This is a genomic window from Spirosoma knui, from assembly GCF_054780635.1.
Genome location: NZ_BAAGVY010000026.1, coordinates 1 through 12,255, shown reverse-complemented (window position 1 = coordinate 12,255; position 12,255 = coordinate 1). Strand labels below are relative to the sequence as shown.

Annotated in this window: 13 protein-coding genes; 6 read left to right on the top strand and 7 right to left on the bottom strand. The window is 45.7% G+C overall.

Annotation, left to right across the window (positions count from 1 at the left end):
* The first annotated feature begins 165 nt into the window (after positions 1 to 165).
* Entirely contained in the window at positions 166 to 864 is a 699-nt protein-coding gene (locus ACYVIY_RS28520) for a hypothetical protein (RefSeq protein ID WP_460980078.1), read from the top strand.
* 369 nt (positions 865 to 1,233) lie between these two features.
* Here ACYVIY_RS28520 and ACYVIY_RS28515 read toward each other — a convergent pair whose 3' ends face one another.
* Positions 1,234 to 1,467, bottom strand: a complete 234-nt coding sequence (locus ACYVIY_RS28515; RefSeq protein ID WP_460980077.1) for an HTH-like domain-containing protein — start codon at positions 1,465 to 1,467, stop codon at positions 1,234 to 1,236.
* A gap of 262 nt (positions 1,468 to 1,729) precedes the next feature.
* Entirely contained in the window at positions 1,730 to 2,191 is a 462-nt protein-coding gene (locus ACYVIY_RS28510) for a hypothetical protein (protein WP_460980076.1), read from the bottom strand.
* Positions 2,192 to 2,345: 154 nt separating this feature from the next.
* On the opposite strand from ACYVIY_RS28510, the gene ACYVIY_RS28505 reads away from it, so the two are divergent.
* Entirely contained in the window at positions 2,346 to 2,741 is a 396-nt protein-coding gene (locus tag ACYVIY_RS28505) for a hypothetical protein (protein WP_460980075.1), read from the top strand.
* Here ACYVIY_RS28505 and ACYVIY_RS28500 read toward each other — a convergent pair.
* From ACYVIY_RS28500 to ACYVIY_RS28485, 4 genes are read right to left on the bottom strand one after another with little or no spacing between them, the layout of a single operon-like run.
* Positions 2,727 to 3,935 (bottom strand): N-6 DNA methylase, encoded by a 1,209-nt coding sequence (locus tag ACYVIY_RS28500; protein WP_460980074.1) that lies wholly within the window; start codon positions 3,933 to 3,935, stop codon positions 2,727 to 2,729. The two genes, ACYVIY_RS28505 and ACYVIY_RS28500, sit on opposite strands and share 15 nt — an antisense overlap.
* 2 nt (positions 3,936 to 3,937) lie before the next feature.
* A complete protein-coding gene (locus ACYVIY_RS28495) occupies positions 3,938 to 4,801 on the bottom strand; it encodes a hypothetical protein (protein WP_460980073.1) in 864 nt (287 codons plus the stop codon).
* On the bottom strand, positions 4,801 to 6,516 hold the full coding sequence (locus ACYVIY_RS28490) for a hypothetical protein (protein WP_460980072.1): 1,716 nt from the start codon (positions 6,514 to 6,516) through the stop codon (positions 4,801 to 4,803). The genes ACYVIY_RS28495 and ACYVIY_RS28490 overlap by 1 nt, the downstream gene beginning before the upstream one ends.
* 26 nt (positions 6,517 to 6,542) lie before the next feature.
* The gene (locus tag ACYVIY_RS28485) at positions 6,543 to 7,637 is read right to left on the bottom strand and encodes a replication initiation protein (protein WP_460980071.1); all 1,095 of its coding nucleotides are present in this window, start codon (positions 7,635 to 7,637) and stop codon (positions 6,543 to 6,545) included.
* 407 nt (positions 7,638 to 8,044) lie between these two features.
* On the opposite strand from ACYVIY_RS28485, the gene ACYVIY_RS28480 reads away from it, so the two are divergent.
* Positions 8,045 to 8,524 carry a hypothetical protein gene (locus tag ACYVIY_RS28480; RefSeq protein ID WP_460980070.1) on the top strand — a complete coding sequence of 160 codons (480 nt, stop codon included), beginning with the start codon at positions 8,045 to 8,047 and terminating at the stop codon, positions 8,522 to 8,524.
* Position 8,525: 1 nt separating this feature from the next.
* Here the strand turns inward: ACYVIY_RS28480 and ACYVIY_RS28475 are convergent, their stop codons facing one another.
* A complete protein-coding gene (locus ACYVIY_RS28475; protein ID WP_460980069.1) occupies positions 8,526 to 8,732 on the bottom strand; it encodes a hypothetical protein in 207 nt (68 codons plus the stop codon).
* 142 nt (positions 8,733 to 8,874) lie between these two features.
* Here ACYVIY_RS28475 and ACYVIY_RS28470 point away from each other — a divergent pair, with 142 nt between their 5' ends.
* From ACYVIY_RS28470 to ACYVIY_RS28460, 3 genes are all read left to right on the top strand, one after another.
* The gene (locus tag ACYVIY_RS28470; RefSeq protein ID WP_460980068.1) at positions 8,875 to 9,369 is read left to right on the top strand and encodes a BfmA/BtgA family mobilization protein; all 495 of its coding nucleotides are present in this window, start codon (positions 8,875 to 8,877) and stop codon (positions 9,367 to 9,369) included.
* A 17-nt stretch (positions 9,370 to 9,386) separates the two neighbouring features.
* Entirely contained in the window at positions 9,387 to 10,337 is a 951-nt protein-coding gene (locus tag ACYVIY_RS28465) for a DUF5712 family protein (RefSeq protein WP_460980067.1), read from the top strand.
* A gap of 14 nt (positions 10,338 to 10,351) precedes the next feature.
* On the top strand, positions 10,352 to 12,255 hold a 1,904-nt coding region (locus tag ACYVIY_RS28460), incomplete at its 3' end, for a type IV secretory system conjugative DNA transfer family protein (protein ID WP_460980066.1).

Genomic DNA, 12,255 nt, shown 5'->3' with positions numbered 1-12,255 from the left:
CCCCCGCCCAACCTGACGGACGAGCGACCGCAGCCGCTAACGGCCCTACTGCCGCAGCCGAACCAGTGCGCCGGAGCGACGGCCCGACCAAACCAACGCCCAGGCTATTACCACCCGCCCAGCCGGAGCCGGAGGACTGGCAAAACTTTATGTAAGACTTAACCCATGAAAACCCCCATAGGACGAAATAACGGGCTTTTCTGGCTGTTGGCCCTGCTTCTACTGGCAGGCCACAGCCAGGCCCAGAGCCTACAAATACGGATAGGCGTTCAAAGTGTATTTGCCTCTAACGGCCCCTTCCCCGATTTTGCCGGAGGGCAACCCGGCCAGTTATTACCGCAGGTACAATTTAGCCCCACGCCTGGCTATGGGATCAGCATAGCCAGGCCCCTGCAAATCGGAGCCATCCAGGTACAGCCGGAAATCAAATTATCACTTTACCGGATTGGTTATAAGCTGGTTTGGACACGAGCCGACCAAACCGTTTACGGTACTCAAACCAACGTCAATACGACCCCCGCCGTTGAGTTTCTTTTGCCCTTACGGGAGCAGTTGACCAGGGGTAATAACGTGGTTAGTCTGTTGTTGGGGCCGTATGTACAGGTTCGCGGCAGTCATTACATTGAAACGAGCCAGGGAAGCCCAAACACTGTATTTCCGGCGTATGAGCGCGAACGGTACGGCATCGAGGACAAATACCGTAGCAGCTTTGGGGTGGCAACCGGCGTACAACTGAACCGCCAACGGTTCGACGTTCGGTTACTGGCTCAGTTCAGCAAAACGGCCTTGTTTAGTTCGACGTGGCAGAAGTATAATAGTTGCCTTGTATCTCTGTCAGCCGGGTACGCCATCGGCGCGAGATAGCTTACCGTAATTCTTTGTCCAAAAGCTAACGGCCAATTTTGCAAGCGGCACTTGCAAAATTGGCCGTTGCCTTCGGCGACCCCTTAGCGGGGAGCAGGCCGACAAATGAAGCGGGGTAATTTGGCAGTCAATGACTGCCAAATTACCCCGCTTCATTTGTCGGCAACAGAAGAAAAACCAAACAATCTTTGGAGAGCCAGCCCCACCGAGGGCCGGACATAGCCGGGAGCCGGGCCAGATCGGGCGGGATTCGCGCCCGCAGCTCGTCCATTTTGGCCGCAGCTACCAAACATTATTTTGTTTTATTAAAAGCAAAAGAGGGAGTGTATTCCCTCTTTTGAAGTGTAAAATATAGCCCTTGTAACAACCTCACTTCTTACTGTCAATCGTCACGAAATCGGCCAAATTCATTCCCTTATTCACCTCGACAAGATATGTTGGGCGTATACCAGAAGCAGTAATTACGTCTTTGAGTCCGACCTTCTCAATTTGGTCGCGGTATTGAATGCCAAAAAGGTGAACCATCGTAACTTGCTTACCACGTGGTGCATTTTCATACATATGCCCCAGGATAGCGCCTAACTCTTTTGCTGACTTGCTCATGATCTGATTTGTTTAAGTGCGGCACAAATATAAAAGCTAATAGCTAAAATATAAAAGCTAATAGCTAAAATTTATTAAGTGGTACTATAATTAAAAGGCATATCTCGGCAAAGTACAACGCCCGGCCCTTTAGGAGAAGCTAGCCGGGCGTTGTACTATTTTGGGATTGTTGTATAAGCAATGTTATGTTATGTGGTTCATCCATGAAATCAGACACAACGGCAGAAAAGGCCAGAACCTCGAAAAATACAAGTGAACCGTCTTAGTAAAAAATGGGGCGCATCTGACAAGGTGTAGTATCTATTAAATTTTTGTCTTGACTGAAATAGGCAAAAGAACCCTCCAACAAATTGCCATCATCCTTTCTATAAAGTGTGGCAGTACCCTGACTTGTGCTCTTCTCATCTACAGGATAGTATAGAAATGTAAGTATATGGCTGTGGTACCTACCTGATATAGTGTACTTTTTGCCCTTGTGTTTCCCAGATACAAACACAAGTTCACCGGTGATATTTTGGCCTGTCTTATTTATCTGTACGTGTATATCGTGTACATCATTGGAGCTAAATTTTAATTGAGACGCCCAATTTTGATGCAGCTTCACTTTCTCGCTCAATTCAGAAAGAAAAGGCAATAGGTGAGATTTCCATAACAGGCCGATACCTAAACCAAACAGAGTAGTGAGCGAAAACTTTAATATTTCGGAGGCTATAGATTCAATCATGTGTTGACCATTTGCTGTAATAGTTTGACAGCCAAACATATGGATTTTGCCCGTTTAGGAAAACCGTAACAAAACCGGAGTTTTGTTTACAGTTGCGACTAACGAGGAAAAAGACGTAGTTTACGGCCATAACAAAACGTCTTACTTTACTGTAATGGCTACCCAAGACGACATAACAAAACCGGAGTTAAGTTTTGCAGTGGCTGACGTAGCCGCAGCAGAGACGGAGCCAGAGGGGAAAAAAGGTAAAGGGGGCAGGCCCAGACGCGCCCCAGATGTGGGTTTATGGACAGTACGCGGGGTTGACCTCGAAACCCGTACCGCAATTGAGAAGGCCGCACAGCGCAGCGGCAAGACGATAGGCCAGTACGTAAATGAGGATTTACGCCAATACGCCCAAGAGCAAATAAAAAAAGGCAGTCAGCCCCCCATGCGTCAGGAAGATATACGCACGGAGTTGGACGACATCAAAGGCATGATTACTCAACTTACTGAGCGTTTGCCAACACAAGACAAAAAAGGCTTCTTACGAAAGCTATTCAACATCTAGCTGGTTCTCATTCAAATCTGGGGAGTCTAGTCCAACGTTGACTGGAAAGTCAAGCAAATCACTTTTACTAGTGACCTGAGCACATACTCCATGCGATTTAGCCAAAAGCCATTCTTGACCTGCTCTTGATGTTAAAGAATTCCAGACTGAAATTCTATACGAATCACTTACTCTAATTCTATACAAACAATCAGAAATTGGTGCGCAGCCTTCCGAAATCATAGCCGCTTTTCCAATCACACCGACTCTTGATAATATTATATCACCTTCTTCTGCACATAGGGTGCTTTCTACTCGATTCTCTGTTGTAACTAGATGGGAGTTATTATGTGATATATTTGTCGTATGTAAGAAGAAACTATTTGATGCTTTGAGCTCACTATGAGTGGACTGACCACGTCTTATTTCTGCCCCAATAGACTTTAAAGTTAAGCCTGTGCTTTTTAAATTATTATTTTGCTTCCATGAGTGGTACTTAAAATCCATTCTTTCAATTAATGAGTCTTTTTCACTATCTATCTGATCTATAATTTTCCCCTCTATATCAGCTAAAAATAAAGGTACATTACTTGAGCTGGTTTTCCCCTTCTCTATAATTAATATATGAGTAAGGGCTTCAGTTTTCTGAAAAATTTTTTCAGGTAATTGAATGACTGCCTTTACGTTATGTGATTTTAGTATGGAAAATCTTAAATTTTTAAAATCATTACCAGTTATTAAACCATCCGGTAAAATAATTCCCAACTCTCCAGAGTCTTTTAGTATTTGAAGATTTTTAGCCAAAAAGATGATGTCGCTAGTTAAGTACAAAAGATTTTTGCACTCTTTTAAGTTTGCATCTTCGAATAGTTTAGTATAATTACCTAATTTACCTACGCGTAGATACGGAGGATTGCAAAGCGCAATATCAACTTCGTTTGAATCTAAACTAATTTTCTCGAAGATATTTTCTTTGAGTACATCTAAATGAAAAGATTTTATAAAAGGTAATTCTTCCTTAAGCTTATTTAAGGATTTTTTATCAATATCTGAAACATAATAGGAAGCATCTGACCACCTAGAGTAAGCGGCTTTCAGCAAAGAACCTTCTCCAACTCCTAATTCTAAAATACACTGAGGGTTACTACTACTAATACTATTTACCAACAATTGAGAAAATATATTGGCTGTATAGTATTGACCTAAATTTTGCATTTTTAAAGGGTTTTGTAATGATTGTGATATTCAGTGTACAATTTTTTTTGTGTTATCTTTAAAGCTGGTGGATTTAGTTTAGAATAAAAAATTTTGTAGTATTTGCCAAATAATACTTTATCTCTGTCATAGTCCCAAGTCCAAACTGGATCTAAAATCTTTGTATTACCTGATAAAATCAATCTATTAATTATCTTTTCAAACAAAAAATTATTAGTGATTCTTACTGTATTTTGACAGACAGCAACAATTTGTTGTAATGATGCAAAATCACATTTTATCGGTTTTTCTATATTTATGGAATGCTCAGATAGTCCTAACGATATTGCATTTCGAGACCCAAACTTACCGAATCTATGCACAATACAATGACGTAATTCACAAATACCTTCAAATTGATCTAGATTAGACTTTAGAACCTCTGGAATATTTGATTCTTGCAAAGGTATACCCAAGAAATTACTTATTGATGACAGTATGTTCTTTCTGCCTGCAAATGAGATATCTTCGAACAAAGCTTCAGGTAACATTGAATCATCATGGTGTAATACAGCGCCATAAAAAACATGCTTCTTCTCACAAGTTGATTGCGATGCAGCATCAACTATTATTAGTCTTCTAAAAACAGCTCTAAAATAGCTTTCAATAGCTGATACATATCCTAGTATTATTAGGTTACCTAATACTTGAGAAGGATTTGAGGTAAATAGTCTGTTGATTTCTATTCCATTAGATATGAAACTATCTATAGGAGACATATCTGACTCTGTATACGATCTGTCTATAATATTAGCTATGTCATAGCTTATAGTTCCTGCAACTACAGAATTTGTCTGAGCGGAAAATTGAGTGACTACTCTGGTCATTATGCTAAAAATTCATCAACAGTTTTAAGGACTTCATTATAAATCAGATTTGATCTATACTCACCAATTAAACGAACTTTCCTGAGTTCCGTGCCTGGATCTTGCAAAGCCATAAAATCACCAACGGTGTTGAGCTGAATGCCTTTTACTCTTTCTTTCTGCCAAATTGTTAATGGTAGATCATCAACACTAATCTTCAAGCACTCCTCAAAAGCTGACTGGTTTACTAGTTCTTTACCGCAATTGTGGCAAAATCTCTGCTCTGGACTTAACCTTGGAGTATTACAAGATTGACAAGGCGGTAAATCGAGGGATAACCCACTCAGCTCATCAGGTGGTAGTAAATTGTTTATTACTCGTCTTAGCGGTTGCTTACGTGATTTGGCCTTTATTCTGTTTAGAACTTCGCCAAAACTGCTTCCGTGGCCCTGAGAAAAAGTTCTGTTTTGAATTAAAAAAAGAATGTGTGGAATATACCGCTTATATTCTCGCTTTTCTCCTGTAGATTCCTGCGTACCATGCTTTACTGAAACTTCTTCATATAATAATCCAGCTTCGATTAAAAACCTAAGCATCCTGTCAGCTAACTTAAAATTAGATATACTATCAGTGGGAATACCAATAACAATATTTTTTTGATCGTTTAGACCTTTGTTATCATCTCTAATCTCTTCTGTAATTTTTTTAAATAGGGAGTATCCAGCTTCTATAACTCTTTTGTATTGTACCAATTTTTGAGTAATAGACATATATTCGCTCTCTATAAACCTTGTCTGTTGTTCAATAACAGAATTGTATTTTGCTTGTGTGCTTCTTTCATTGCTAGATTTATAGTTTCTCAATAAACTAATAAAAGCTCTTGGAATCCCAAAAGAAGCGTATTTGAAAAGTTCTAAAATCTCAGTACTTACGCCTTCTTTATACTGATTAAATCTCTTTTCAATTAAACTATCCATGAAGGATGAGTACGTAGAAGTTTCTATACTCAGCCAACATTGAACCATTTCTGCATCCTGTCCTACATGGAATCTTGGTCCATACTGTGTGGTACCAGGGTAAACAGAAGCTTTTGGACTAATTACTTTTGTTTTTAAGCTTCTTACTATATCAAAAAATTCTATTAAATATTCAGGTGTTAATGTTAAAGCGGCATCATCTAACATTATTACTGCTCTAGATCTGTTTAATGACTTAGTTATATTCTCTATTAAATTTGTGACTTTTGCTATACTTAATCTAGAAATTAACGGATCTTCGTTTAGTTGAGAGGCTTTTAATTTTTCGGCCTTCTCAATAAAAGATTCCATATACTCTTTATTCATATGGGGATCATTAGCGAAAATTTCGTATTCTATATTTTGTTCCTCTATTAAAGAATAGCATCCTAAAACGACTTTTGCAAGTACCCATGTGTGGAATATTTGTATAGCGTTAGGTACTTTTGTGAGAAATGGTTCTAGATGATAATACTTACTAAATGATACGAAGATAGAAAGAGGTTTGCTGACATCTTTAGCACATTTAAAATGAGCTATTTTCATCTGGTGCGTTTTCCCTGTACCTCTAGGACCTGCCAATAATTTTGCACCAACAGCTAATAATTTTTGTTGAATGAAAGCAAAATGCTCATTTTCAACATTCCATATTTCTAAATTAGCATCGTCTATATAGTCTGATCTTTCTTCAAATTCTTTTTCTTCAAACAGGCTGCTCATAGCTCTTTACACTTTAGTGTTGCTCTCTAATTGTTCAAATTAGAATCAATTTCATTTTTTAGTTTTTCCTGAGCAGACTTACCGGCCCTAGCAAATACAGCGTTACAGTATTTTACCCGGTCGTTTATCCGGTCGTCGGTGTTTTCTTTTAACTGCCAGTCGTACAGCAGCTTGTTAGCCGCTTTGGTGCCTATATCTTCCAGATAAAGAGCAATATTCTTATCTGTTACTTTCCAGGCCCGCAAACCGGCCACTACTTTAGATACCACTGCGTTTTGTAGCCAGAACTCAGGTATCTTACCATCCTGCTTACGTTTCAGAGTGAACTTAAAGCCTATTATCTTCTTACGACCTCGCGTCATGCGGGTAGTCTCATACACCGGCTCATAGTCGAACGCCAAGGCTGTACCGGCTAACTCTTCTAATGGCTCTGTGATGGTGTACTTAACTAAGTCTTTGGTTAGTGGGTACTTTATCTTTGGGTTTCCGTTTTTGTCTCGCTTGATCTTACCCCGTTTATCCTTCTCTTGGGTGCAGTCCATAAGTTGGCGATACTGTTCAACCGTCGGACACCATAGGCCCGTATCACGGAAGGCGGACAGGATTTCAAAGAAGCGCATCGAGTACCAGCTTTTTAACCCCATGTAGTTGTTAAGCTGATAAGTCGAGTAATGGGCTATCTGAACAAAGTACGGTTCTAACTGTGGGTTGAGCAGTACCGTAATGATTCCATCCTTGTACCCTACGGCCCTCTCTTTTGTAGAGTCGAGCAGGTGTCGAGCAAACCATTCCTTCCCGTCCAAGCTCTCAAACTCCCATATAGCCGCCAACAGTTCAAGTAACGCTCCTTGAATCTCCTTATAGGCGGTTTCCTTCGTAATACCCGCTTCGGTGACAATGTCCACGATACGGAACTGATAGTAGGGCCGCAGCTTGAAGTCATCATCCCGTATTTGGTCAATGACGCGGGCCATGATACGTTTAGCGGCCACACTCATACGACCCTGACGGGCAAACGTTACGTTCCAATGCTGCTTAACCAAGTCCTTATGTTTCGGCTCATAGCTCAAGCCAAGTGGCAAAACTAACTGCGTACTTCGTTTGTCTTGTCCCTCCATCATTCTATACTATCAAATAGAAAACGCCAGCAATCTAATAAAAGGAGATACAATATGCAACTCCTAAAAATAAGGGGTATTTCTCCTTTTATTACTTACATGACTAGGGGTATATCTCCTTTTATTCGGCCTGTTAAGTGGGGGTATATCTCCTTTTATTCGGTTATACTCCTTATATAAGAAATATAACTATAAAGAATTTTCCTACTATAATAGTTGTCGGGCCGCGCGTTGCTAAAAAATCTGTGGATAAAGTGAAAAAACTAAAAATACACTGAACCGGAACGAGCGAAAAAACAAAAAACAAAGAAGACCGCGCGTTGCTAAAAAAATTAAAGAAGGCGGCAACTATAAATTTAGTTATCAACACCGTATTTCTACCTTTCCTATCTGTTTAGTAATTTAGTGTTATGATTTTAGTCTGTGAGAGCGACCAGGCGGAAGGGGCCGCAGTACCGGCCAGCCTACCGCGCACTACTCCCCGGAACCTGCTGGAAGCCGTTAGCCGATACCGGGAGATAGTAACCCACGTTACCCAACGAGCCGCCCAGGAGGACGCGCCGGAGGTGGCCAGCTTTTTAGGGTTGAGCCTGACCAACTACTATACCAAGCGACGCGGAGAACTACCGTTTACCTATGCCGATGTTAGCCGCCTGACGGAGCGATACGGCAGTAAACAGGAGCGGGCCGACCTGCAAACGTTTTTCAAAGCCCGCGACGGATTGTATAGCCGGTTGCAAAACTCCCCTATTCCCTTAGTCAGGTTCCGCCGGTTGTTGGGCCTGCAACACTACCGGGATTTAGCCCGGCGAAGGGAACACCCCGACACCTGGCGATTAGCCGACCTGGAAAAGATAGGGCAGTTTCTGGCGCAGGTTGGGCAGGTATAAATCATACCACCAATACCAGCCCTACCACCCCTTGTACACCGGGTACAACTGGTACAACCAGTACACCCGATGCAACTAAGGCTACCGGCGTACCTGACGGGTTTTTCTTCCCTTCTACCCCTTGCGCGGTGCGGTCTGATAGCCCCCCTACGGTGGGCAGGCTGGCGCGTTCGTAGAAGCGAGCCGGAACGGTATTCCCTTCGGTCATACCGTTCTTCGGCCCGCCCTACGGGGCTGATAAACAGATATTTAACCTAAAAAGAAAACTAGAACCAAACGGGAAAAAGACGTATTCTGTCTTTAACTAATTGATAAACAGCGTACTGTTTCCGTTTGGGCATCCGTGACCCATGAGCAGAACCCTAAAAAGTATTGATGTTGACCCGGAGTTATACGAGGACTTTAAGAAGCTCGCCAAGTCCTACGGCATGACTAACAAAGACCTGTTCGGGGCAATGGTGCGGTATTTCAACGCCACTAAAGCCGACCCCAGAGACCCCAAAGCCGACAATCCAACCGACGCAATTAAGGCGTTAGACAAACGGTTAATCGGCTTCATCCGGGAGCAGGAAAAGAAGATACTGCGTCCCCTGTCGGACGACGTGCAGGTACTAACCAAACTACTGCAAGAGGACGTACCGAGGAAAATAGGGCAATCGCAAATCCGAACAATCAGCAGTGCGATAAAGCCCGAACTCCTGACCGACCGCTTTAAAGCGGCTGTTGCGGCCATGAATACCCCCCAGCCGATTCCCCCAAAGCCTGGCAACGCAGCCCAGCCAGGTACGGCCCAGCCCGTACCCCCGAAGCCGGACGCAACCCGTCCCGGCAACCCTAACAGATAATAGTCGAAATGTAGCGTATGGTTGTAAAAGTTAGTGGCGGGAGTGCGGGCAGTTGTGGCGGTTTGGTAAACTACCTGGAGAAGCAGGAGCGCGGCCAGTGGTTCAGCCAGGAGCGCGACGGAATGCGGGCGAGTGAGGTAACGCCCACCATTGACCAGAACAAACGGAATTTGGGCCGCGACGACGAGAAGTTTTACCAAATCATTATTGGCCCCAGCCGGGAAGAATTAAAGCACATCGGCGACGATCCGGCGAAGCTGCGCGACTATACCCGCGACGTGATGAACGAGTACGCCCGCAATTTTGGAAAGGGGATAGAAGGGAAAGACCTGGTTTGGTTTGCCAAAATCGAAAAGGAGCGAACCCATACCCACAGCGACCGGGCCGTACAGACGGGCGAAGAATTGAAGGGAAGAAAAAAAGAGGGAGAGCAAACCCACGTCCACGTTATCGTTAGCCGGACGGAGAATCTAAGCCAGTTCAAAGCGCAGCAGCAGGCCGGACAGATGGAGCGGAAACACCCACTTAAACTCAGTCCGGCGACGAATCACCGGGCCACCGAGAAAGGAGCCGTAAAAGGGGGATTCGACCGTACCAACTTCATCCGGGCCAGTGAGCGACAGTTCGACCAGAAATTCAGCTACGAGCGCAAGCCAACCGAAACGTTTGAGTACAGCCGCAACCAGCAACACGGCACCCAGGCCGAACGGGTAGCCGAAAAGTTGGCCGTGATTCGGGCCGAGAGCCACCGCCAGGAGCAGGAGCGAGCCGCCCAACGCCAGGCCGCAGAACGGCGAGCCGCCGAGCAGCAGAAGGCGAAAGAGCAAGGACAAAACCAGCAGCAACAACGGGCCAAGCCAGACGTGGCCCGAGGGGAAGAAAAGACACAAGAGCCGCAGCAGACCCCGCCCCAACAACAACGACAGCAGGAGCCGCCCGAAATTAAGCGACGCGGCCCCCGTCTGTAATAACTTATCCAACAATGAAAGACGACAAATTAAGTGGCTATATCGCGTTAGGCGGCCTGGGGCTGTTTATCTATACGCTGGCCACCAAAACGCCCGCCACCTGGCATGGCGGAGACCTGTTTATTTTAACCGTAATCGCCAGTCTGTTAACCCCTTCGCTGTTAGGCTGGCTTCGCATTTTCGGCTTAGGCCGGGTGAGTGACTGGGCGTTAGACGCTATCGGGTATTACGAGGAGCAGCAGTTTAAAAGCTGGATGCTCTGGAATAAGATTTGGGTACGTTCGCTGCCCTGGTGGTTAGCGTTCTTCCTGGTAAAGAAGTACACCGGGTGGGGTAGCCTGGTATTTATGGCGTATGCCGGTTGGGCCATCTTCCGCCACTACCGCCGAAACGTTCCGCAGACCATCAAGATAGACCCCAAACAAGGCGGGTTTGTATTCCAGACCGGCGACGGGCCTTTATGGTTAGCCAATCCCTACCGGGGAACATTTATCAACGGAGGCCCCGGCAGTGGTAAAAGTAAATCACTCGTCGAGCCGATTATTCAACAGGCCGGAGCGCAGGGCTTAACGGGTTTAGTGTATGATTTCAAATTTCCCACGCTCGCCCAGGACGTGGCCGGGAGCTATGCCGGCACAGACGTAACGCCGTATTACGTCAACTTCACCGACGTAAGCCGCAGCCACCGGATTAACCCCGTAGCCCCCCGGCTACTATCAAACGTTAGCCACGCCCGAGAAGCGGCCCTAACCGTCCTGAGTAACTTAGACGTAAAAGCTGCCCAACAGCGTAGTTTCTGGATTCAGTCGGCGGAAGTGTTGTTAACGGGGAGTATCTGGTATTTGCGGAACAACCACCCGCAGTACTGCACCCTACCCCACGCGGTTTCTTTGCTGTTGGAAAGCGACCCCCGCAGGCTCATCGAAGTACTACGGCAGGACGACGAAGTACGGCCCATCATTGCCAGCGTGAGCAGTGGGGCCGGGAGTGATAACCAGTTAGCGGGCGTATTCTCAACCGTACAAAACTATCTCTCCGCTTTAGTCAGTCCGGCGATTTATTGGGTTTTGTCGGGCGACGACGTACCGTTTGATTTGAACAGCCCCCAGAAGCCCGCTATTTTGACCGTAGGCAACGACCCGACGTTAACCGGAACATTCTCCCCGCTTATCTCCTTAATCGTCTCTACGGCCCTAAAACGGATGAATACACCGGGCCAGCGGCCAAGCGTCGTTATCTTGGATGAAGCCCCCACGCTGTTTATTCCCAACTTCCAGCAGTTACCCGCCACCGGGCGCAGCAACAAGATAGCCACCGTCTACGCCGTTCAGGACATTTCCCAAATGGTGGGAGCCTTTGGCCGGGAGACCAGCGAAATGATTTTAGGCTCGTTATCAAACCAGTTCTTTGGCCGCTCGACCACGCCCGAAGTAGCCGAACGGGTCAGCCGGATGTTTGGCCGCTATGACCAGGAGTACACCGGGCGCAGCGTGAGCCACAGCGACAACGGCACCAGCTTCAGCCAGAGCCGGAACGTGCAGCAGCGCGACCGTTTGGAGGCTCAGGCCGTTATGCGCTTTGAGCAAGGCGAATTTGCGGGCATACTGGCCGAAGGGAGCCACGCCGAGTTTAGGCGATACTTTTCCGCCCCCACCAGCCAGGCGCAGCCCATTCAGCCGTTCAAGCAGGTAAGCGAAACCGACACCCGCCAGCAGTTCAGCCGGATTAAAGAGCAGGTTAACCAGGTGTTAGCCAGTGTTCAACCGCAGGAAGCCCCCGCCGACGCAGGCCACAACCGGGAGCAGAACGAGCGTAAGGCACCCCCCGCCCAACCTGACGGACGAGCGACCGCAGCCGCTAACGGCCCTACTGCCGCAGCCGAACCAGTGCGCCGGAGCGACGGCCCGACCAAACCAAC